This is a genomic window from Kaistella sp. CFF1-2 (assembly GCF_059509915.1).
Window position 1 is genome coordinate 278,077 of sequence record NZ_JCAKLF010000001.1, and the last position, 23,478, is coordinate 301,554.

Annotated in this window: 23 protein-coding genes; 4 read left to right on the plus strand and 19 right to left on the minus strand. The window is 36.1% G+C overall.

Going from position 1 to position 23,478, the window contains the following annotated elements:
• Window positions 1-4: 4 nt before the first annotated feature.
• From AC5XHR_RS01300 to pdhA, 12 genes are all read right to left on the minus strand, one after another.
• Window positions 5-1,102, minus strand: coding sequence for a chorismate mutase (locus AC5XHR_RS01300; RefSeq protein ID WP_495948966.1), 1,098 nt, complete (start codon window positions 1,100-1,102; stop codon window positions 5-7).
• Between the two features lie 51 nt (window positions 1,103-1,153).
• Complete coding sequence (locus AC5XHR_RS01305; RefSeq protein WP_495948967.1) at window positions 1,154-1,675, minus strand: DUF8439 domain-containing protein; 522 nt, start codon at window positions 1,673-1,675, stop codon at window positions 1,154-1,156.
• An 80-nt stretch (window positions 1,676-1,755) separates the two neighbouring features.
• Entirely contained in the window at window positions 1,756-2,844 is a 1,089-nt protein-coding gene (gene dnaX / locus AC5XHR_RS01310) for a DNA polymerase III subunit gamma/tau (RefSeq protein ID WP_495948968.1), read from the minus strand.
• 114 nt (window positions 2,845-2,958) lie between these two features.
• The gene (locus tag AC5XHR_RS01315) at window positions 2,959-5,697 is read right to left on the minus strand and encodes a sodium-translocating pyrophosphatase (RefSeq protein WP_495948969.1); all 2,739 of its coding nucleotides are present in this window, start codon (window positions 5,695-5,697) and stop codon (window positions 2,959-2,961) included.
• Window positions 5,698-5,833: 136 nt separating this feature from the next.
• A complete protein-coding gene (locus AC5XHR_RS01320; protein WP_495948970.1) occupies window positions 5,834-6,445 on the minus strand; it encodes an inorganic pyrophosphatase in 612 nt (203 codons plus the stop codon).
• Between the two features lie 27 nt (window positions 6,446-6,472).
• Window positions 6,473-6,997: a DUF7935 family protein gene (locus AC5XHR_RS01325; RefSeq protein ID WP_495948971.1), complete on the minus strand. Its 525-nt coding sequence runs from the start codon at window positions 6,995-6,997 to the stop codon at window positions 6,473-6,475.
• Between the two features lie 84 nt (window positions 6,998-7,081).
• Window positions 7,082-7,987, minus strand: coding sequence for a hypothetical protein (locus AC5XHR_RS01330; RefSeq protein WP_495948972.1), 906 nt, complete (start codon window positions 7,985-7,987; stop codon window positions 7,082-7,084).
• Window positions 7,984-8,661, minus strand: coding sequence for a RadC family protein (gene radC / locus AC5XHR_RS01335; protein ID WP_495948973.1), 678 nt, complete (start codon window positions 8,659-8,661; stop codon window positions 7,984-7,986). Before radC ends, AC5XHR_RS01330 begins: the two co-directional genes overlap by 4 nt.
• A 16-nt stretch (window positions 8,662-8,677) precedes the next feature.
• Entirely contained in the window at window positions 8,678-9,277 is a 600-nt protein-coding gene (locus tag AC5XHR_RS01340; RefSeq protein WP_495948974.1) for a murein L,D-transpeptidase catalytic domain-containing protein, read from the minus strand.
• A complete protein-coding gene (locus AC5XHR_RS01345; RefSeq protein ID WP_495948975.1) occupies window positions 9,277-9,945 on the minus strand; it encodes an ABC transporter ATP-binding protein in 669 nt (222 codons plus the stop codon). Before AC5XHR_RS01345 ends, AC5XHR_RS01340 begins: the two co-directional genes overlap by 1 nt.
• A gap of 84 nt (window positions 9,946-10,029) precedes the next feature.
• Window positions 10,030-11,643, minus strand: coding sequence for a dihydrolipoyl dehydrogenase family protein (locus AC5XHR_RS01350; protein WP_495948976.1), 1,614 nt, complete (start codon window positions 11,641-11,643; stop codon window positions 10,030-10,032).
• A 79-nt stretch (window positions 11,644-11,722) separates the two neighbouring features.
• The gene (gene pdhA, locus AC5XHR_RS01355) at window positions 11,723-12,727 is read right to left on the minus strand and encodes a pyruvate dehydrogenase (acetyl-transferring) E1 component subunit alpha (RefSeq protein WP_495948977.1); all 1,005 of its coding nucleotides are present in this window, start codon (window positions 12,725-12,727) and stop codon (window positions 11,723-11,725) included.
• Between the two features lie 116 nt (window positions 12,728-12,843).
• Between pdhA and AC5XHR_RS01360 the strand changes: the two genes are divergently transcribed.
• Both AC5XHR_RS01360 and AC5XHR_RS01365 read left to right on the plus strand, forming a co-directional pair.
• Window positions 12,844-13,446 carry a phosphatase PAP2 family protein gene (locus AC5XHR_RS01360; protein WP_495948978.1) on the plus strand — a complete coding sequence of 201 codons (603 nt, stop codon included), beginning with the start codon at window positions 12,844-12,846 and terminating at the stop codon, window positions 13,444-13,446.
• The gene (locus AC5XHR_RS01365; protein WP_495948979.1) at window positions 13,446-13,949 is read left to right on the plus strand and encodes a BlaI/MecI/CopY family transcriptional regulator; all 504 of its coding nucleotides are present in this window, start codon (window positions 13,446-13,448) and stop codon (window positions 13,947-13,949) included. Before AC5XHR_RS01360 ends, AC5XHR_RS01365 begins: the two co-directional genes overlap by 1 nt.
• Window positions 13,950-13,955: 6 nt before the next feature.
• On the opposite strand, the gene ytxJ is transcribed toward AC5XHR_RS01365, so the two are convergent.
• The gene (gene ytxJ, locus AC5XHR_RS01370; protein WP_495948980.1) at window positions 13,956-14,330 is read right to left on the minus strand and encodes a bacillithiol system redox-active protein YtxJ; all 375 of its coding nucleotides are present in this window, start codon (window positions 14,328-14,330) and stop codon (window positions 13,956-13,958) included.
• A gap of 117 nt (window positions 14,331-14,447) precedes the next feature.
• Between ytxJ and pncA the strand changes: the two genes are divergently transcribed.
• Window positions 14,448-15,053: a bifunctional nicotinamidase/pyrazinamidase gene (gene pncA, locus AC5XHR_RS01375; protein WP_495948981.1), complete on the plus strand. Its 606-nt coding sequence runs from the start codon at window positions 14,448-14,450 to the stop codon at window positions 15,051-15,053.
• A 198-nt stretch (window positions 15,054-15,251) separates the two neighbouring features.
• Entirely contained in the window at window positions 15,252-17,516 is a 2,265-nt protein-coding gene (locus AC5XHR_RS01380; RefSeq protein ID WP_495948982.1) for a TonB-dependent siderophore receptor, read from the plus strand.
• 70 nt (window positions 17,517-17,586) lie between these two features.
• On the opposite strand, the gene AC5XHR_RS01385 is transcribed toward AC5XHR_RS01380, so the two are convergent.
• The 6 genes from AC5XHR_RS01385 to AC5XHR_RS01410 all read right to left on the minus strand — a co-directional run bounded on the left by AC5XHR_RS01385 (window position 17,587) and on the right by AC5XHR_RS01410 (window position 23,429).
• Complete coding sequence (locus AC5XHR_RS01385; RefSeq protein WP_495948983.1) at window positions 17,587-18,531, minus strand: pseudouridine synthase; 945 nt, start codon at window positions 18,529-18,531, stop codon at window positions 17,587-17,589.
• Between the two features lie 149 nt (window positions 18,532-18,680).
• Window positions 18,681-19,628 (minus strand): electron transfer flavoprotein subunit alpha/FixB family protein, encoded by a 948-nt coding sequence (locus tag AC5XHR_RS01390; RefSeq protein ID WP_495948984.1) that lies wholly within the window; start codon window positions 19,626-19,628, stop codon window positions 18,681-18,683.
• A gap of 22 nt (window positions 19,629-19,650) precedes the next feature.
• On the minus strand, window positions 19,651-20,397 hold the full coding sequence (locus AC5XHR_RS01395; RefSeq protein WP_495948985.1) for an electron transfer flavoprotein subunit beta/FixA family protein: 747 nt from the start codon (window positions 20,395-20,397) through the stop codon (window positions 19,651-19,653).
• A gap of 102 nt (window positions 20,398-20,499) precedes the next feature.
• A complete protein-coding gene (locus AC5XHR_RS01400) occupies window positions 20,500-21,204 on the minus strand; it encodes an SDR family oxidoreductase (protein ID WP_495948986.1) in 705 nt (234 codons plus the stop codon).
• 117 nt (window positions 21,205-21,321) lie between these two features.
• Complete coding sequence (locus AC5XHR_RS01405) at window positions 21,322-22,704, minus strand: dipeptidase (RefSeq protein ID WP_495948987.1); 1,383 nt, start codon at window positions 22,702-22,704, stop codon at window positions 21,322-21,324.
• Window positions 22,705-22,778: 74 nt separating this feature from the next.
• Window positions 22,779-23,429 (minus strand): OmpA family protein, encoded by a 651-nt coding sequence (locus tag AC5XHR_RS01410; RefSeq protein ID WP_495948988.1) that lies wholly within the window; start codon window positions 23,427-23,429, stop codon window positions 22,779-22,781.
• Between the last annotated feature and the right edge of the window lie 49 nt (window positions 23,430-23,478).

Consider the following 23,478-nt stretch of genomic DNA (forward strand, 5'->3'; position numbering starts at 1 on the left):
CCAATTATTTATTGATCATAATACCATTTTGTACCTCGATAGATTCTTCGTGAATCGCTTTGAAAACCTTCTCAATAAAGTCTTGAGACATTCCTGTTTCTTGAGCTTTTGCTGTAGCATATTCCGTAATCACTTTCCATCTTTCCGGTTGGAAAATGGTGATGTTATTCTCCTTTTTAATCGTACCGATTTTCTCAGCAATTTTCATTCTGTTAGAAAGCAATTCAATTAATTGAAAGTCAATATCCGAAATCAACGTTCTTTCCTTATCTAAATCACTTTCGTATCCATGTGTATTCGAGTTACGAACTTCTAATTTAGAAACCAATTGACTCAAAACCTCAGGTGTAATTTGCTGTGCAGCATCACTCCACGCTTCATCTGGATTAGAATGCGTTTCGATCATAGAACCTTGGTAACCAACATTCAACGCTTCTTGTGTAACTTCCGCAAGACCAGTTCTATTTCCACAAATATGTGAAGGATCCACGATCATTGGAATATTTGGAAATTGATTTTTGAAATCAATTGCAATTTGCCAGTTTGGTGTATTTCTGTATTTCGTTTTTTGGTACGATGAAAACCCTCTGTGGATTGCTCCCAAGTTTTCAATTCCTTGACCTAAAAGACGCTCCATAGCACCAATCCATAAAGCTAAATCTGGATTTACAGGGTTTTTAACCAACACTGGTTTGTTCGTTCCTCTTAGAGCCATTGCAATTTCTTGAACCGTAAACGGGTTTACCGTAGAACGTGCTCCGATCCATAAAATATCAACATCCGCTTCTAAAGCAGCAAAAACGTGATGCGCATTCGCAACTTCCGTAGCTGTTTTAAAACCATATTCTTCTTTTACTTTCTTCAACCAATTAAGTCCAATCACGCCAACGCCTTCAAAACCATTTGGTTTCGTTCTTGGCTTCCAAATACCTGCACGAAAGACAGGAACATCAGCTGATGATTCTTTGATTCTTCTAGCGGTCTCCAACATTTGAGACTCACTCTCCGCACTACATGGTCCTGCAATGATTAGCGGATTGGGGAATTCGTTGATCCAATCGTTTTTAAGATCTTTCAATTCCTTTGTTTTTTCTATCTGCATTGTAAAAATTCTATTAAATAGTACTAAATTCTATACAAAGTAAAATAATTTTTAGGAGAAATCAAACTTTACTAAATCGTCTAAATCTTTTAGTAATGGGTTGATTTCTAAATATTTTTCAAAGATTGTTTTCTTCGTCACAATTTCTTTCTTCAAGGCAACATCTAAACTGAAAATTATTTCTAAATTAAAATGATTTACTTTATGTTTGAATTTGTTGAAAAATTCGGCTTGTATTTTTTCGAATTTCGATTTCGCCGAATCCGATGGATATCGAATTTCGATCGTATTTTGATCTATTTTATGCATGGTAAAGCCGCTTACAGCACTATAAACCACCATATCTTGATCTCGCAAGTTTTGTAAATACAAAGACCAAGCTTTTTCTAAATCGAGTTGTGTAAAATGATTATTTGGGAGCTCCTTTCCAGATTCAATGGTTGTCTCTTCTTCTTTAACAACTTCTTTTTCCCTCAAAGCATTACCAATATTAAAGCGCGAAATCGACAGTTTTTGCCCAATTGGTTGACTGACTTTTTTGATTCTAACTTCCTCTTTTTCAGGAATAACCACAGACGGCTTCGGCTCTACTTTTTTCTGAGGTTCTTTGTATTCTCGGACTAAAGCAGCTTCATTTCGTAAAAAAGGAGCAATTATGCTAAACTTTTTTTTTTTTGAGCGTCAGGATTCGTTCGAAGACTAGACAATTGCATCAATGCAATTTCCACTGTTAAACGAGGGTTCTTAGAAGCTTTGTAATGAATATCGGCATGGTTGCAAATTTCAATTGCATCAATAACCAATTGCGGCGCCCAAAGCTGACTTTGTTGTGCGAATTTTGACTTTGTATTTTCTCCAACTTCAATTAAAGCCAAAGTAGCTGGATTCTGAGCCATCATCAAATCACGGAAATGACTTCCAAGACCTGCAATAAAAATATGAGGATCAAACCCTTTTTTAACGATATCATTAAAAGCGGTAAGAACTTCTGGAATTTTATTTTCTGCTGCCAAATCAACGATTTTTAAATATTGATCGTAATCTAAAATATTTAAAACTTCCGCCGTTTTTGCTAACGTAATATTTTTCTGAGAAAACGTTGTTAATCGGTCGAAAATAGATAAAGCATCACGAAGCGCTCCATCGGCTTTTTGAGCAATTAAATATAGAGCATCATCTTCATAAAGAATTCCTTCCTTATCGGCGATTTTCTTTAAATGATCTTGAATGTCTTCAATTACGATTCTTTTGAAATCATAAATCTGACAACGCGACAAAATCGTCGGAATAATTTTATGTTTCTCCGTTGTTGCTAAAATAAAAATAGCATGCGCAGGCGGTTCTTCTAATGTTTTAAGAAAAGCATTAAACGCCGACGTAGATAGCATATGAACCTCGTCAATGATATAGACTTTATATTTTCCAACTTGAGGTGCAAAACGAACTTGATCTGTTAAATTCCGAATATCCTCCACCGAGTTATTCGAAGCAGCATCGAGTTCATGAATGTTATATGCAAAACCATCTTCAGACGTTGAACCGTCTTTTTCGTTAATTTTTCTAGCTAAAATACGAGCACAAGTTGTTTTACCAACACCACGAGGCCCGCAGAAAAGAAGCGCTTGCGCAATCTGATTAGATTCTATCGCATGTTCCAAAGTATCTGTAATATGCGACTGCCCAACAACAGTATCAAACTCTTGTGGACGGTACTTTCTTGCAGAGACGATGAAATTTTCCATAGGTCAAAAATAGGGAATATTCTTGTAAAAAGAAAACCGTTTTGAAGTAAAAATTTAACTACTTCTCTACCATTATTTTAGCATAAAAAAAGCCGACTGTTAGTCGGCTTCTGTTTATAGTTTGGTTACTCGAACATCAATTCTTCGATTTTGAGCTTTGCATTCGTCTGTTTCATTTTCAGGACAAATTGGAAATTGCAATCCAAAACCTTCGGTTGTTACTCGATCTGCATTTACTCCTAATTCCATTAAACGAAGTTTAGCGGTTTCGGCTCTTAATTTTGACAAAGTCAAGTTACTTTCTTCATTTCCTGTGTTATCGGTATACCCACCAAGTTTTACATTCAAATCAGGGTGAGCAACCATAATTTCAGCTAAGTTTTTTAAATTCTCTTCAGAAGCAGGTTTCAAATCACTACTTCCCGAATTGAAGAACAAATTTTCAATGGTGAACCAATTTTCATTGCTTAACAATTTTTGATCTTTACCTTTAATTCCAGTGTACAATTCGGTCATTTGACTCGTCGTTCCTAAAAGAATTTTTTTACCATTAGGAAGGCTGATTTCTTTCATGGTTCCCATTTCGTAAACATAATCGCCGTCCGCATTTACAGTTCCGATAGGAGCAACGGTTTGACTAACATCTACAGAACTCGTCTCTGTTGGCGCAACAAGTACTGCTCCACCAAGACCAATCGTTTGTAATTGATGAAGTTTTTCAGCTCTATTTTTTTCAATTTTATCTTTATGCATCGTGGCTAAAGTTGGCGCAATAACCAACGATACGATTGACATCAACTTAATCAAAATGTTCATTGACGGACCTGATGTATCTTTAAATGGATCACCAACGGTATCACCAGTCACTGAAGCCTTATGCGGATCTGAACCTTTATAAAACGTTTCTCCATTGATATCTACTCCTTTTTCAAATGATTTTTTAGCATTATCCCAAGCACCACCAGCGTTGTTTTGGAACATCCCCATCAATACACCCGAAACGGTTGCTCCTGCAAGGAAGCCTCCTAAAACTTCAGGACCAAAAATGAACCCCATCAACAAAGGCGAAATAATCGCAATTGCACCCGGAAGCATCATTTTTCTAATAGAAGCATCTGTAGAAATTGCGACACATTTGTCGTATTCTGGTTTTGCTTTTCCCTCTAGAATCCCTGGAATTTCGCGGAACTGTCTTCTCACTTCTTCAACCATCGCCATAGCCGCTTGACCAACCGCTGTAATTGCTAAAGACGAGAAAATAAATGGAATCATCGCTCCAACAAACAATCCCGCCAAAACATCAGCTCTATAAATATCAATACCATCAATTCCTGCGATACCCACAAACGCTGCAAATAATGCTAAAGCCGTTAAAGCTGCGGAAGCAATGGCAAATCCTTTTCCTGTCGCTGCTGTTGTGTTACCAACCGCATCTAGAATATCTGTTTTTTCACGAACTTCTTTTGGTAGTTCACTCATTTCTGCAATTCCACCGGCATTATCTGCGATCGGTCCAAATGCATCAATAGCCAACTGCATCGCCGTTGTAGCCATCATTCCTGCCGCTGCAATCGCAACACCATAAAGACCTGCACACAAATACGAACCGTAAATTCCCGCTGCTAAAACCAAGATTGGAAGTAAAGTAGATTCCATACCAACTGATAAACCACCAATAATGTTGGTTGCATGTCCTGTTGACGATTGTTTTACGATACTAGAAACAGGGCGTTTTCCCATTGCCGTATAATATTCTGTAATAATCGACATTAAAGTTCCGACTAATAAACCAACCATAATAGCTCCAAAAACGCCCATTCGAGTGAATTCTACACCACGAAGTTCCATTTTTTCTGGCAACAAATAGGTTACTAAGAAATATGATGCAATCGCAGTAAATATAATACTTCCCCAGTTTCCTAGGTTTAAAGCATTTTGAACAGCAGCCGTATTCGAATCTGAATCTTTAATTTTTACTAAGAATGTTCCCGCAATTGAAAATAGAATTCCAAATCCGGCAATTAACATGGGAAGAAGAATCGGTGCAAAACCACCAAAACTATCATTAGATAAGGTTTCTCTTCCCAAAACCATCGTTGCTAAAACCGTTGCCACGTACGAACCAAATAGATCAGCTCCCATACCTGCAACATCACCTACATTATCCCCAACGTTATCCGCAATTGTAGCTGGATTTCGTGGATCATCTTCGGGAATACCTGCTTCTACTTTTCCAACTAAGTCAGCGCCAACATCGGCTGCTTTTGTATAAATACCACCACCAACTCTCGCAAACAACGCAATGGATTCGGCTCCCAAAGAGAATCCTGTAAGAATCTCAATCGTTCTTCCCATTTCAACAGAGTTTGCTGCTGCTTCTGGCGCAAAAATTTGTTTAATGATTAAATATAGCGCTCCTAAACCTAGAACCGCTAAACCTGCAACACCCATTCCCATTACGGAACCTCCTGCAAAAGACACTTTTAAAGCTTTCGAAAGGGATGTTGTCGCTGCTTCGGCAGTTCGAACATTGGCTTTGGTTGCGATTTTCATCCCGATAAATCCCGCTAAAGCTGAAAAAACCGCTCCAATGACAAATGCTAAACCAATACTCCAATGCGAATGCTCGTTTGACATTCCCATCACGGCTAATAAAATACCAACTACAATAACAAAATACATCAGAATTTTGTATTCTGCTCGTAAGAAAGCCATGGCTCCATCTGCAATATGCCCACTAATTGTGCGCATTTTTTCGTTACCTGCATCTTGCTTAGAAACCCAATTGCTTTGTATAAAAGTGTAAAGTAAGGCCACCAATCCGAAAATTGGAATCAAAATGAATAGATCCATATCTAATTTTATTTAGGTGTTAATTAAATAAAATTAAAAAAACTTTATGAATTTTTAACCATAATCCCCTAATAATGGTAAAAAATAAAAAGACGACCTAAAAAGATCGTCTTTTATATGATAAAAAATCAGAAGATTATCCTCCGAATTTTTCTGCGTAGTCCTTTTGCGAAGCTTTGATTACTTCTCTTGCGTGTTCTGCGCCGTAAACCTCTTGAATACGGCATTTTGCAGGCTCATCCGGTAAATTTTTGTACGTTAAGAAGTAATGCATTAATCTTTTTACTTCCGCTAATGGCAATTCATTAATGTCTTTAAAGTGACCGAACGCGTGATCATCAACCATTACAGCTACGATTTTATCATCCGCTTCTCCTTTATCAATCATTTTGAATCCACCGATTGGAATAGCTTCCATTAACATTCCCCCAGAGTGAATCGTGTGCGAACTCAAAACGCAAATGTCCAATGGGTCATTATCTCCCATCGTTACGTCATCCGCTCCAGATTCAACTGCCAATTTCATTACTTCGTCGTGGCAATATGTTCTAGGAACAAAACCATATAACGCAGGAATAATATTAGAAAACTGTTGTGGTCTGTCCACTTTAAGATATCCTGTTTGTTTATCTACTTCATATTTAATCGTATCTGATGGAACGATTTCTACAAAAACATTTACTTTTTTTGGTGCATCCTCTCCTGCAGAAATTCCATGCCATGGATGTGCTTTAAAATTTGGTATCATTGCGTTGTTACTTATTGTAATTTATTATTAATTAGTCAAATTCGTTCTTAAAAACTCCAATTTCAGATCTTCTAAAACCTGATTTATGAAATCTCCTTCATTAATATAAGCCATTAACAAAACGGCTTTATAGTCTTTCAGATTTGGCTTCTCACCCATTCCTTCATACGTTGAATGTATTAGGTTAACCAGTTTTGTTTTGGCTTGCGAAACATCATTCCACTTCGCTTTACTTAAATACAATTGTTGCGAAGCATTGTAATCAAACTCTTCCTGAATACTTTTTGTAGCAAGGAAAACAAACTCATGTGCTGCCAAATTTTGATCTAAACGAGTAATCAAATTTGCAGGTTTGCTTCTCTCCAAAAACAAAGTCATTCTTTCGTAAGCTTGCGTTCTTCCGTCTAACGAGTTTCCTTGAGAGAGCATTTTTAGCTCTTTTTCTTTCATCGAAATATACGTATACACGAATTGTCTTAGCAAAACCAAAAATGGAATCACAAGCAACAATGCAAATGCATATGGAAGAATATTTTCGAAACTAAAACTCATCTCTTAAAAGAGTGCAAATTTACAAATAATGCGGTGAGAAATCTAATAATTCGACCAAAAACGTACGTTCATTTGAAAATTAAATTAGAATTTGAAAATTCTAAAAACAGAATTGAAAAGCATCTTTCTAATACCCTGATGAATAAAAGAATACGAATACTTTTCTGAACCAAAACGTTCATTAAATTCGGCAACTTTTGGAATGGAAGATCCAAAAAAATCAAAATTGATTTCTTCACAATGTTTTTGAAGAATTTTATCGATCACAATCGAGGGAATAGATTTGTTTTCCAAACGTTCATTATTCACAAAAAGTGATAAATAAATCGTTGATTTCCCTTGAAACAACAAAGCATATGATTGTGGAATTTCATTATACTGAACTCCAATTGAATAGCAATTTCCATCATCAAACAAAGAATTTGCTAATTGAAGAAGTTTTTGTTTTCCGCTTTCGCTGTGCGAATTTTTTCCATTTTCAAGAAGAAATTCGTGCCAAGAACTGGGATTTGAATTTTCTTCAATTTGAATCTTTGACTTCTCCGAATCTGGAATTTTCACATTTCGCTTTCGTGATTTTGAATATTTAGCTTGAACTACTTCATACTTGTCCTTGGAAATTTTATAAGAAACTTTCTGATCTAAATCTTCTTCAAATTTATTTTCGGGATTGAAAGCGTAATAATGTAGAAAAGACATTTTACGCAACTCGTTCACAAAAAGTTGATTAATTTTCGTCGAATCTACTTTTGAAAAAACACCAAAATAAGAAGCAAACATCGGCATCAGAACAATTTTGAATCCCCATTTTTCTTTAAAATAAACGGGCATCACGGCTTCATAATCGTTGTAAACTAGCAAAAACCAGTTTTTATCGGCAACCAAATCTAAAAATTCAAGCCCTACAAAATCTGAGTTTTGGACGCTTTCAGCAATACATTTTTGATATTTTTCGACCGAAATTTCGGAACGATGGAATTTTCTAATCATAGTAAACCTTCATCATTAAAGCTAAAATAAGCAGATCTCGTAATAATTAAATGATCAAGAAGTTGAACATTTAGAATTTTCCCGCCCTCGGAAATCTTTTCCGTAATTGATTTGTCTTCTGAACTTGGCTTTAAACTTCCACTTGGATGATTATGCGCAACAATAATTCCTGTTGCGTACTTTTCTAAAGCAACTTTAAACAAAATGCGAACATCTACAACCGACTGCGTAATTCCGCCTTGAGTAAGCTTTTCGGTATGAATCACTTTATTTGATTGGTTCAAAAACAACGCCCAAAACTCTTCAGTTTGTAAGTCTTCCAAATAGGATTTCAACAAAACATAAGCATCTTTTGATGACGAAACTTGGGGCTTATCAGGAATTTCTTGCAAACTTTTTCGTCTTCCGATTTCCATGGCAGCTACGATGGTTATTGCTTTGGCTTCACCAACGCCTTTAAAAGTCATTAAAGCATTCAATGTCATATCCGAAAGTTGGTTCCAATTATTTCCAACTGATTGCAAAATCCGTCTTGCCAATTCTACTGCCGACTCTTCCCTATTTCCGCTTCCCATAATGATTGCCAGCAATTCGGAATCCGAAACTGCTAGTTTTCCTTTGGAAAGAAATTTTTCCCGAGGACGATCATCTTGGGCAAGAAATTTAAGGCTCATGGTTCTCTAAAGTTACTTAATAAAACGCATATAAAATCACAGGTTTCTTTGATTTTTCAATATAAGACTCTAAAGTATCGAGAAATTTTGGCGAAACCATGGGACATCCCAAACTTAAACACAGTGGAGTTTTCAATTCAGAATCGGGAACGCAATCAAGCGAGTGTAAAACAATAGCACGTTCCATTGCGTTGGAATTGGAAGCGTCTAAACCTTTTAAACGGTATGACTTCCCAAATTTTCCTGAATACTTTTCTGCAATTTCATATTTCCCTAAAGAAGATTGATAGGAACCTTCAATATTGCTAAATTTAAGGTTTGAAGAACCTTTTATTTGAGAACCCGAACCGTGAGAAACCATTCCTTTTTCTAAAATTTCAGATTTTTTCAAATCATAAATATAGAATCGATACGTGTTTGAAGGTTTTTTGAAATCAATGAGAAAAACAAAATCTTGTTGGTATTTTAAATTTTCTACGAATTTGGAAATCTTTTGAATTTCCTGGTTTGAAATTTCATTTGAAATTATTTTATCTTCCTTTGAAATGCTTTCATAGGCATAAAATCCTGAAAAAAGGAACGCAAAAATCCAAAATAAAAATTTCCAAGTTTTCATTATTCAACTATCAAACCATCGCTCATCACCAATTTTCGATCGGTGATTTCTGCTAATTCTTTATTGTGCGTTACAATCACAAAAGTTTGATTGTACTTGTCTCGTAAATCGAAAAACAATTGATGCAAATCATTCGCATTTTTAGAATCTAAATTCCCCGTTGGTTCATCTGCAAAAATGATTTTTGGGGAATTGATTAGAGCTCTGGCAACGGCAACTCGTTGCGCTTCACCACCAGAAAGTTGATTGGGTTTGTGGTGCAAGCGATCTGCAATTTTTAAATCTTCAAAAAAAGTATATGCTTTTTCCATAGATTCTTTTTCATTCTTTCCTGCAATACGAGTCGGCAACAAAACGTTTTCTAATGCCGTAAACTCTGGTAAAAGCTGATGAAACTGAAAAACAAAGCCAATATTTTGATTTCGAAATTTTGATAATTCTTTATCAGACATATTAACAAACGAGTTTCCTGCAATCGCGATTTCCGTTTTGTATTGATTGGGGTTCGTTGGCGAATCCAAAGAGCCCAAAATCTGCAAAAGTGTTGACTTTCCAGCACCCGATTCTCCTACAATAGACACCACTTCGCCTTCTTTAATGTGGACATCAACCCCTTTTAGAACTTCTAAATTCCCGTAAAATTTATGAATATTTTTCGCTTTAATCATAATTCAAAAATAACAAATAAATGCTTCTAAAAAAACAAACCCTCTTAGAAAATCCAAGAGGGTTTGTCGTATGTGTAAAAACGATTACAGTAACAACGTTAATGGTTGTTCTAAATACGTTCTTAAAGTCTGTAAAAACTCGGCACCAGTTGCACCGTCAATTACTCTATGGTCACAAGCTAGAGACAATTTCATTGTATTTCCAACAACGATTTGTCCGTCTTTAACGACAGGCTTTTCGATAATTGCACCTACAGAAAGAATTGCAGAATTCGGTTGGTTAATAATCGAAGTAAATGTTTCGATACCGAACATTCCAAGATTAGAAATCGAGAATGTAGAACCTTCCATTTCATTTGCTTTAAGTGCTTTTGTTTTCGCTCTTGAAGCCATATCTTTCACACCTGCAGAAATCTGATTGTAGTTCATGAAATCTGTATTTTTCAATACAGGAACTACCAATCCGTCTGGAACTGCTACCGCAACACCAACGTTGATATCTCCATGGTGAACAATTTTATCACCTGCCCATGACGAGTTCACTTGTGGATGCTTTCTCAAAGCCATTGCACATGCTTTGATAATCATATCGTTGAATGAAATCTTCGTGTCTGGAAGTGAATTAATCTCTTTTCTCGCTTGGATTGCTTTATCCATAGTAATTTCTACCATTAGATAATAATGCGGAGCTGTAAATTTACTTTCAGCTAAACGCTTCGCAATAATGTTACGCATTTGAGAATTTGGAGTTTCTGTGGTTTCTCCAGCAACAAAATTCATTGCTTGAGCAGCAGCAGGCGCAGCCGAAGCTACAGTTTGAGTCGCTTGTTGTGCAGAAGGTTGATAGTTTTCAACATCTTTCTTTACAATTCGACCATTTTCTCCCGTTCCTTGAATTGCGCTAAAATCAATTCCTTTATCTTGAGCAATTTTCTTAGCTAAAGGCGAAATTGCTACTCTTCCTGTTGTGCTTGCCGCAACTTGAGGCGTAGCAACCGCAGCTGTTTGCGTTGGAGCATTAGCCGCTTCTGGCGCTGCTTTTCCAGGAGTCGAAGCTGGTTTACCACCACCTGCTACAATTGCAGAAACATCCGTTCCCGCAGGACCAATAATTGCTAAAATAGAATCTACTGGGGAAGAACCTCCTTCTTGAACACCTTGAAATAATAAAACTCCATTAAATTCCGATTCGAAATCTTGAACGGCTTTATCGGTTTCAATTTCAGCGATAATATCACCTTCTTTAACTTGATCACCAATATTTTTATTCCACTTGGCAACTTTACCTTCCGTCATCGTATCTGAAAGTCGAGGCATATTAATTACTTCTACACCAGCAGGGATTTCCGCTGGAGCTGCCGCTACTTCAACAGCAGGGGCCGCAGTTTCTATAGCCACGCTTTCTTGACTTGGAGCTGACGCAGGAGCTGCACCACCTTTCAAAGCAGAAATATCTTCACCTTCTTTTCCGATAATTGCTAACACCGAATCCACAGGAGAATTTCCCCCTTCCTGAACACCGATATACAATAAAGTTCCTGCAACTTCAGATTCGAAATCCTGAACGGCTTTGTCCGTCTCGATTTCCGCAAGAATATCGCCTTCTTTTACAGCGTCGCCTACATTTTTATGCCATTTTGCCACTTTACCTTCCGTCATTGTATCCGAAAGACGCGGCATTGTAATCACTTCAGCCATATAATTTTATTAGTTTTAGATTTGACTCTGAAATTCGAGATTATGAAATCGTTGAACTTCAAACGTCAAACAATCCTTTTTAGTTATTTTCTAATTTATTTAAGAACGGATAATCTTCTTGAGCATAAACATACTCGTAAACCTTATCTGGATCCGGATATGGTGAATTCTCCATAAAATCAATACACTCTTCTACAAAGTCTTTCGATTTGTTATCGATTTCTTCCAATTCCTGTTCTGTAGCCCATGAATTTGCTAAGATTCTTTCTTTCACCAATTCAATCGGGTCATCTTGCTTATGTAATGCAACTTCTTCTTTCGTTCTATACGGTTCAGCATCAGACATGGAGTGACCTCTATAACGATAGGTTCTCGCTTCGATAAACGTTGGTCCATCTCCTCTTCTTGCTCTTTCAATAGCTTCGTAAGCTGCTTCTGCAACTTTCTCAGGATCCATTGCATCTACTGCAAGGCAAGGCATTTCGTATCCTAAACCTAATTTGTAAATATCTTCGTGGTTTGCAGTTCTGTGAACTGAAGTACCCATTGCGTATTGATTATTTTCAACAACGAAAACTACTGGAAGCTTCCAGTTCATCGCCATGTTAAAAGTTTCGTGCAAAGAACCTTGTCTTGCTGCACCATCACCAAAGAATGTGATGTTTACTGCTTTTCTATCATAATATTTGTCTGCGAAAGCAATACCAGCTCCCAAAGGAATTTGTCCTCCTACAATACCATGACCACCATAAAAACGGTGTTCTTTGCTAAAGATATGCATAGACCCCCCCATTCCTCCAGAAGTTCCCGTTGCTTTACCGCATAATTCTGCCATAATTCTACGAGGATCAACGCCCATCGCCATTGGATGAATGTGACAACGGTACGCTGTAATCATACTATCTTTTGTAAGATCCATTGCATGTGCAAATCCTGCTGGAATTGCCTCTTGACCATTATACAAGTGTAAAAAACCTCTGATTTTTTGCTTTAAATAAAGAGAACGGCATTTATCTTCAAACCTTCTCCACATTGTCATATCTGCATACCATTGCAGATATACTTCTTTGGAAAATTCCTTCATACTTTTAGAAATTATAGCACAAAAATAGCAAAAAGAATTTGTATTATTTGCATATTAATCAGATTTCAAATAAATGATTAAAATCAATATTGTACATTTGATGTTTAAATGATTTTATGACAGCACCAAGTACGAATTGGGTAATTTCTGTTTCGAAACTTATTTCCAACTTTTTCAACCCAATTGTTTCGCTACTGATATTCTATGGTTATCATTCTGCAAAAAACTTAACTGTAAAAGGAGCGTTAAATTACATTACGCCTATCCTACTTATTATAATCATTCCTGTTGTTGTTTGGATTGTGATGAATGTTAAAAAAGGAAACTACACCAATATGGATGTTTCGAATCGGAAACAACGAAAAAGCTTGTATTACTTTCTAATAGCTGCTTTAGCTATTTATTTAGGATATTATTATTTTCGATTTTCCGAATTGGATTATATGATGTTTTATTTGTTGATTCTACTTATTCTAATGCATTTTTCCAATTTTTTTATAAAAAGTTCCATGCATACCGGCTTAAACATATTTGTGGCTGCCTTATTTTACAGTGAAAATCATACTTTAGGAATCGCTTGGTTTATATTATCATTAATTATTGGTATTACTCGTATTATTCTGAAAAGACATACACCAGCCGAAGTTTTTTCAGGGGCATTTCTAGCGATTTTAGTATCAATTCCTTATCTTTATAGCACCAACCAATTATATTATTAATGGATTTGAATATTTTAACTACCGCAGAAGAAAGTTTGATGAAGCTTTTATGGCAAATGGAAACCTTTTATCTAAAAGATATTATGGAGAAACATCCCGAGCCAAAACCGCATCAAAACACAGTTTCTACCTATTTGAAAATATTGGTTGAGAAAAATTTTTTGGGAACGGAAAAGGAAGGCCGAATTTTCAAATATTCTGTTAAAGTACCGTATCCTGAATACAAAACGTTTTTGGTAAAAACTTTGGTAGAACATCATTTTGATAATTCCAAACCGGAATTTATTAAGTTTTTAATTGATCAAAAAATCGTAGAATCATCAGATTTAAGTGATCATTTTGCCATTAAAACATCCATCATTCCGATTGTTGAAAATTCACAAACAACGGAAGAATCCAACCCACTTTCGGATTATATTGAAGAACTAATCCATCCTAAAAAAGAGGATAAAAAAGGAAAAGACAAGGATAAGAAAAAGGATAAAAAGAAGAAAAAGAAGTAATTTTTTCTAAACCAAATTAAGATCAATGCTTTGATGAGAAGCATTTTTTATTACTTTTCCATTTTCTAAAACAAGTAACTGTGGACTTTGGTGCGTCACACCAAAACGATTTTCTATTTCATTAGAAATAGCTCGATGTTTAATTAAATCCAGAAAATAGAATTTCACATCTTTCTTGTTATTCTGCATTTGACTTTCAAAATTTCGTAAAACTGTTTTGCTGATAAAACATCGCGTTGAATGTTTGAATAAAACAACCTTCTTTTCAAAGGATTCTTTTTCTGCACGGTCCAAATCTTCCATCGTTGTTAGAACTTCCCACAATTCCTCATGATTTCCCGAATCGGATTTCCCAGCAAATAATGATTGTAAAAAACTCATACCTATAAATTTGAAAAAATGGCACAAAAAATGCGCCGAAATGTCCCATTCCTTTTTTGGAAGTATTTTTGATACCTTGTACGAAGATACACATTAATCAAAATAGAGACTTAACAAATGAAAAAAGCACTTATTATAGTTGACGTTCAGAATGACTTTTGTGAAGGTGGCGCTTTGGCCGTTCCAGAAGCTAATTCTGTCATTCCATATATCAATTCATTAACACAAAACACCGATTACGATGAGATTATTTTAACTCAAGATTGGCATCCTGCAAATCATAAAAGCTTCGCTTCAAATAATGGACGAAATGTTGGTGAAACGATTACATTGAATGGTGGCCCCCAATTTATGTGGCCGGATCATTGCGTTCAAGGAACTTTTGGTGCCGAATTTCATGCAGACCTGGATCGCAGCAAAGTAACCCATATCGTTCAGAAAGGTAAAAACCCTGAAGTTGATAGTTACAGCGGTTTCCAAGACAACAACCATTTTGTAAAAACGGATTTGAATGATTACTTAAAATATCATGACATTAAATTGGTTGAGATCGTTGGTTTGGCGCTTGATTATTGTGTGAAATACACATGTCTCGATGCTGTAGAAAACGGTTTTATTACATGTTTACACTTCAAGGGAACTAAAGCAGTGAATGTAAAACCTGAAAACGGAAAAGATACAATCTATCAACTTATAGAAAACGGAGTTTCCATTTTATCCTAAACATACAAATTTAAATAAATATAAGCCAACTAGTTAAGTTGGCTTTTTTCTTTTACATAGGTTACCACCGATTTATTTTATCGAATGTAAATTTCATAATGATAGAAAAATAATATTTAATTATTCTAAATAAGCTTAATTTGTATTGATCTAAAATCTAAATTTGCGCCATCAAAAAATTGAATAATTGAAGTTAAGATGAATAAATCAATCATCCTTTTAGGATTACTAAGTATTTCAGGAGTTGCTCTTGCCCAAGATCGCTTTGAAGAAGACACAATTAAAATAAGACAAATTGAAGATGTAAAGCTTCACAAAACAGGAAATCCAAATACAGCAAAAAGCTTAACAAATAAATCTAGCTTAACGATTATGGAAACGCCTCAACCGCTTTCTATTGTTACGCATGAAATTATCGAGCAACAACAAGCGAAGCAATTGAGCGATGTTTTACAAAACGTAAACGGTCTTTACATTACATCAAGTCGTGGAAATTCTCAAGACAGTTTTGGTGGACGTGGTTTTTCTTTAGGGAATGACAATATGTTCAAAAATGGTGTTCGTGTAAACAGCGGAACGTTCCCAGAAGTAAGCGGACTAGAACGTGTTGAAGTTTTGAAAGGCGCTAATGCCATGATGTACGGAAATACAGCTGCCGGCGGTGTAATAAACATGGTAACTAAAAAACCAAGATTCGAATTTGGCGGAAGTGTTGGTCTAAGTGCAGGAAGCTGGAATACGTACAAACCTACAATCGATATTTATGGGCCGCTTTCTAAAGATGTTGCTTTCCGTGTTAATGGAACGTACGAAACGGCTGAGAGCTATCGTGATGGTGTGGAGTCTCAGAAATACTATTTCAACCCTTCGTTCTTATTCAACATTGGAGAAAAGTCTCAATTAATTGTTGAAGCCGATTATTTAAAGCATGATTTCACACCTGATTTCGGAATTGGATCGATTACCAACAAAGATAATTCATATGCTTTATTGAAAAATGTAGGACGAAATGTTTTCTTCGGAACGGATTGGCAATATCAAAATGTACAACAAGCATCTACTAACGTAACATTCAATCATCAAATTAATGATAATTGGACTTTGAACGCCGTTGCTTCGTATCAGAATTATACCAAAGATTATTTTTCTTCAGAACGTGTACAATGGGCTTACGATGCGAAAGATCGATTATTTTGGAAGAGACCTTTCAATAAAACATACAACGAACAAAACTACGGTTCTGCCCAAGTGAATGTGAATGGAGAATTTTCTACAGGAAAAATTTCACACAAATTATTAGTTGGCGCTGATGCGGATTACAGCCAATCAGATTCATACAGTTATACATTACCAACGATAAACAATACATTGTATTTAGATGATCCTTCAACTTGGGCTTCAATTGCTCAACCAGAATCAACCCGAAATACAAAAAACAGAATCAACACAAGAAGAGTTGGAGCCTATGCACAAGATTTTATTGGTTTAACAGATAAAATTAAAGTTCTAGCAGGTTTACGTTGGTCGTATTTGGAGAATATGCCAACCATCCAAACTAACTTTAAAAAAGGAACTAAAGAACTTTTAGGAAACACGGCGACTTATGATCAAGCTTTTTCACCGAAAGTAGGTTTAGTGTACATGCCGAATGATAATTTATCAGTTTTCGGAACCTATACCAATTCCTTCGTAACCAATACAGGATATACATCGGATGGATTTGGATCGATCAATACGTCATTACCTGATCAAGATGTTCAAAACCAATTGGCAAGTTTAGAAGTGAAAGCATTAAAGCCAACAACCATCGATCAATATGAAGTTGGTGTAAAGAAAAATTTCTGGAATGGAGGTTTAGCGGTAAACGTAACAGCGTATCAAATTCTATACAATAACTACTACCAAACCTATTGGTTTGAAAATTCAAAAGGACAAGTTGTTACCTCTCAAGATTCAAGCTTGAAAGCTTTTGCAGGAAAAATGAGAAGCCGCGGAGTTGAATTGGACATTACAGGAAATCCAACGAATTCACTTTCTATTATTGGAGGTTTCTCTTATAACAATGCGGTGTATTTGGACACACCAGAAAATGGATATGTTGAAAAACAGAGATTGGTAAGAACACCGGCTACAACTGCCAACTTATCCGTTTTTTATAAATTCCAAAGTGAATTGAAAGGATTGAAAATCGGAACTGGAATTTACTATATCGGCGATAGAATCGCTGGTTGGAATGATACGAAATCTACGTTAATTTCCAGAAAAGACGTTTCGAGAATGATGCCTTTGGACGATTATGCAACGGTTGCATTAAGCGTTGGTTACGAATGGAAAAAATACAGCATTCAAGCTCGTTTGAACAATGTGTTTAATGCTTTGAACTACAATGTTCACGAAAACTATTCGGTAAACCCAATTCCTCCAAGGAATTTCTATTTAACGTTTAACTATAAGTTATTCTAAAAACACAAATGAAACAAAAAAAAGATCCTCAATTTTGAGGATCTTTTTTTATTTAAAGATTTGAAAAGTATTAAAGCATTTTCAAATTATTCACTTCTAATTCGGTAAGAATTCTCCAGTGACCGCGTTTTACATTCTTCTTCGTAAGTCCTGCAAACGTTACTCGATCTAAAGTTTCTACTTCATATCCTAATTTTTGGAAGATACGTCTGATAACACGGTTCCAACCAATATGAATTTCGATTCCGATTTCATTTTTTGGTTTTCCTTCGATAAACGAAACGCTATCCACTTCCGCAACACCTTCTTCCAAACGAACACCGTTTTGGATTGCTGCTAAATCTTCTCCAGATAATTTACGATCTAAAACAACATGGTAGATTTTTCTCACGTTAAATGAAGGATGCGTCAACTTTTTAGTTAAATGTCCGTCATTCGTTAACAAAATAACCCCAGTCGTAGAACGATCCAAACGTCCAACAGGATACAAACGATATGGTGAAGCGTTTGCCACCAATTCCATAACCGTTTTTCTAGCTTTGTCGTCTTTGGTTGTTGAGATGTAGCCTTTTGGTTTGTTCAAAAGAACGTACACATTTTTTTCAGGAGTAATTGGTTGTCCGTCGAAAACAACTTTGTCTTCTTTCTGAACTTGGTACCCCATTTCAGAAATTACTTTTCCATTGACTTCAACTAAACCTTGAGTGATGAATTGATCTGCTTCTCTCCTACTGCAAATACCCGAGTTTGCGATGTATTTATTCAGACGGATGGTATCTTTATGAAGATCTTTATCAATTTTATTTTGCTTTCTTTTCTGTACGTACGAATTTACGCGATCATTTTGGTGATCGAAATTTTTCTTAAAAGGTTTACGATCTCCTTCACGAAGGTCTCCTTTTTCGTACTTCTTTCTGCTGTCGAAATTTCTAGAGCTTTGAGAACTTGGCCCATTTGTGCTTTTACTGATTCTTGGTCGTTTGGGTCTTCCTGATCCTTTCCCCTCTATGCTCATTATGTAAAAAATTTTTGCAAAAATACAACATAGTTTCCATTATTGAACCTTGAATCTAAAAATATTAACATTTGTACTAGTAAAATGAAAACAAAAAATCCAATCTGGTGAAAGATTGGATTTTACGTATTTTGAAATCGAATTCTCGATTATCCTTTAATAGCTCTGATTTTCTCAGTAAGAGCTGGAATAATTTGGAACGCGTCTCCAACAACTCCATAATCTGCAGATTTGAAAAAAGGAGCTTCTGGATCGTTATTAATTACCACAATCGTTTTCGATGAGTTTACTCCTGCTAAATGCTGGATTGCTCCCGAAATTCCTACGGCGATGTACAAGTTTGGAGAAATCGCTTTCCCTGTTTGCCCAACGTGCTCAGAGTGAGGTCTCCATCCGATATCAGAAACAGGTTTAGAACATGCTGTTGCCGCACCTAAAAGGTTGGCTAAATCTTCGATCATCCCCCAGTTTTCTGGACCTTTCATCCCTCTACCTGCAGAAACAACAACTTCAGCTTCTTTCAAATCTAATTTTCCAGAAGATTGTTCGTGTGAAATAACTTTCGTATCATCATTTGACAAGGTCATTTCTTTCACTTCTTCAGAACCTGCAACCGGATTCTCTTTAACACCATAAGCATTTTGAGAAACTGTTACTACTACATTTGCTAAATCTGATTTCGCATGCATAAATCCTTTTCCAGAAAAAGCTCTTCTTTTTACTTGGAATGGTGCCAAATTTTCAGGTGTATCAATTGCATTCGTAATCAAAGCATAATTTTTTGCTACTGAAAACATCGGTGCAATGGATGAAGCGTCTGTTGTATGTGGGAAAACAACGATATTCCCATCCACTATATCCCCAATTGCTTGAGCGAAAGCTTTCGGCGAAAAAGAAGCTAAACCAGAATCTTTAACATTAACAACTTTCGTAGCTCCATATTTATATAAAGCGTCTGAAGAATCTGTTGGGTTAATCGTAATTGCTGTTACGGTATCTCCTGCTTTATCAGCAATTGCTTTTGCATAAGAAACGGCTTCAAAAGCGGCTTTCTTATAAACTCCATTTATATTTTCTGCGTATACGTATACTGCCATTTTTCTAAGTTTTAAAAGTTAATTAAATTACTTTAGCTTCTTCGTGTAACAAACGTACCAACTCATCAAGATTATCTGCTGCAACCATTTTCACCGCTGCTCTTGGTGGAACGCTATCGTAAGAAACTCCTTCTACATGAACTTCTGTAGAAACAGGCTCTACAACTTGCAAAGGCTTTGTTCTTGCAGACATAATCCCTCTCATGTTCGGAATAATTAATTCTTTCTCATCCACTAAACCTTTCTGTCCTGCAACTACCGCTGGAAGTTTTACAGAAATTGTTTCTTTACCGCCTTCAATTTCACGAACTGCAGTAGCTTCGCCTCCATTAACGTCAAATCCAACAGCCGCATTTACGAATGGTTGATCCAACAATTGAGCAATCATTCCTGGAACCGAACCACCGTTATAGTCGATAGATTCTTTACCACACAAGATAAGATCGTAACCACCTGCTTGCGCAACGCTTACAATTTCTTTTGCTGTAGAATAGCTGTCTTTCGGATCTAGATTAACACGAACTGCATCATCAGCACCAATTGCTAATGCTTTTCTGATCACAGGTTCTGTATCTGTATTTCCTACATTAACTACGGTAACTTTCGCTCCGTTTGCAGCTTGCAATTTAATCGCTTTTGTTAAAGCGAATTCATCCAACGGATTAATTACCCACTGAATTCCGTTTTTATCAAATGCAGATTTGTCTGCAGTAAAATTAATCTTAGAAGTAGTATCAGGAACACTACTTATACAAACTAATATTTTCATAAGTGATGTATTGTTTTTAAAGTTTGATTTTGGTAAAGATAAACATAAAAGTATTATGCATGCATAATATTTATTAAAATTTTATATTCCATACATAAAATACTAATTCCCAGTCTTCAATGGCCGAATTTCGATCTTACTAGGAAGGATTGTAGAGCTCATTTTCAGAATATCCATAACTAAAATCCCAACATCTTCTGGAGTGATTTTCCATGAATCTTTTTCCGAAGGTTCGTTATTATTAAAGTGCGAAGTCACCGATCCTGGTAATATCGTGGTCACTTTCACATCGTCTTTTCGAAGGTCTAACATCGCAGCTTGTGTGAAACCTACAACACCAAATTTGGATGCATTGTAGCCACTTCCCTTTTCAAAGAAATTAATTCCAGCCAAAGAAGCAATCGAAATAAAATAGCCTTTATGTTCTTTCAATTGAGGAACAGATGCTTTTAGCGTATGAAAAACACCTGTTAAATTGGTATCAATCATCGCGTTCCATTCGTCCAATTCCATTTCGTAAACGCTTTTGAAAATTCCTAAACCGGCATTAGCAATGCTAACATCCAATTTTCCAAATTTCGAAACGATTGCTGAAATTGCTTTCACTTCATCTTCATAATTCGTTACATCCGAAACCAAACCTAAAACTTGATCTGAAATCTTTAACAAACCTGAAACCGCTTCATCAACTCCTTGCTGATTTCTCCCACTTATTGCAACTTGATACCCGTTTTTCAACAAAACTTCGGCAATTCCATAGCCAATTCCCTTTGTGCCACCTGTGATATAAACCACTTTTGAACTCATACTTTCTATTTTGTTTAAAGATACAATTTTGACTGCTTTTGAAACGAGGTTTTAACAAACTTTAAAACAAAAAAAGCAGCCTTATCGACTGCTTTTATTATATTTGATTTGAACTTCTTATGCTTTTGAATAATTTTCAAAAAACAACGGAATACTTTCAATTCCTTTATAGAAGTTAAACAAACCATAATGCTCGTTTGGTGAGTGAATCGCATCCGAATCCAATCCGAATCCCATTAACACTGATTTTGCACCTAAAACTTTCTCGAACATCGCTGTAATAGGAATACTTCCACCACTTCTGTACGGTAAAACTTCTTTTCCAAACGCTTGTTCCATTGCTTGTTTAGCAGCCAAAAATTCTTTGGTATCGCTAGGTAAAACGTACGGCATTCCTCCGTGATGCGGACGAACCGTTACTTTTACATTATCTGGAGCAATTTTCTCGAAATATTTCGTGAATTTTTCAGTGATTTCTTCTGGAGTTTGATACGGAACCAAACGCATTGAAATTTTCGCAAATGCTTTTGAAGGAATCACCGTTTTCGCTCCCTCACCTGTGTAGCCACCCCAAATTCCGTTGCAGTCTAAGGTTGGACGAATGGATGTTCTTTCCAAAGTTGTATAACCTTCTTCGCCTTCAACACCTTTCAATCCAATTGATTTTTTGAATTCCTCAGGATTGTCTTTCAACTTGTTCATATCCGCTCTTTCGGCATCAGAAACAACTTCAACATTATCGTAGAATCCATCAATGGTGATATGTCCTTTGTCATCAATTAAATCCGCAATCATTCTTGATAAAACGTGAATCGGATTTGGAACCGCTCCACCGTACAAACCAGAATGTAAATCACGATTTGGACCTTCTACTTCAACTTCAACATAACTCAAGCCACGAAGTCCCGTCGTTACCGTTGGTTGCTCGTTAGAATAAATATGCGTATCCGAAATCAAGATGCAATCGCAAGCTAATTTTTCCTTATTTTCATTAACAAAATCACCTAAACTGACCGATCCAACTTCTTCTTCCCCTTCTAAAATAAATTTCACATTACAAGGAAGCGTATCCGTTTTCATCATCGCTTCAAACGCTTTCACGTGCATGAAAAACTGACCCTTATCATCGGCAGAGCCACGAGCGAAAATTGCTCCATCTGGGTGAAGTTCTGTTTTTTCAATATATGGTTCAAAAGGAGGCTTCTTCCATAAATCCAATGGATCCGGTGGTTGAACATCATAATGTCCGTACACTAGAACTGTTGGCAAGTTTTTATCTAGAATTTTCTCTCCATAAACAATAGGATACCCTTTCGTTTGACAAACTTCTACTTGATCAGCACCCGCATTTTTTAGATGCTCTGCAACTTTATCTGCACATTGCAATACTTCATTTTTATACGCTGGATCCGCAGAAATAGAAGCAATTCGAAGCAACTCGAAAAGCTCTTCAACATAACGATCTTTGTTTTGATTAATGTAATCTAATGTCTTTTGCATTTAATTTTGATTTGGGTTAAAATTAAAAAAAATGTCTTGCAAAAGCAAGACATTCTATGATATAAAAAGTACTTTTATTTTGTAAACCGAACGGCTAATCTTCTATCTTTAGCTCTTTCGGCATCGCTTGCATCTGCAGGAACCGTAGCAAATTTGCTTCCGTAACCTTCCGCAGAAACAACTTGTGCTCCAACACCTAATTTACCAAGTTCAGCACTGATAAATTTAGCTCTTTCGGTTGAAATTTTAGTATTAACGGCTTCATCACCTGTTTTATCTGTATATCCACCAATTTTGATTTTTGAATCTGGATATGCTTTCAAGATAGCGGCTAAGTTCTTCAACTGTACATCAGAACCTGCTTCTAATTGTGTAGAAGATCCCATTTTGAATGTAATATTATCAAAATCAAACCAACGATCTTTCAAAGCGGCATCATCCGCTGCTTTTGTGTACGAACCATCTTTTAAGAAAGTAATCAATTGAGATTCCATCCCGTTTGCTTTTCCTTTAAGAGCAACTCCGTTCAAATCAACATCAACCAAAGCCGCGTGTTCTCCCGCTCCTGAAGCGTGTGCAGCATCATGCTCACCACCTTGATAATCTTCAGAATAACGTTCAACACCATCTTCTAATTTGATTCTCCCTTTATTCCCTCCGTCTGGAACTTTTTTACAACTTACGACTAGAGCTGCGATAGATATCCCTAATAATACTTTTTTCATTATTGTAAATTTAATTTTCCAAAAATAGCAAATAAACTGAGTTAAGACC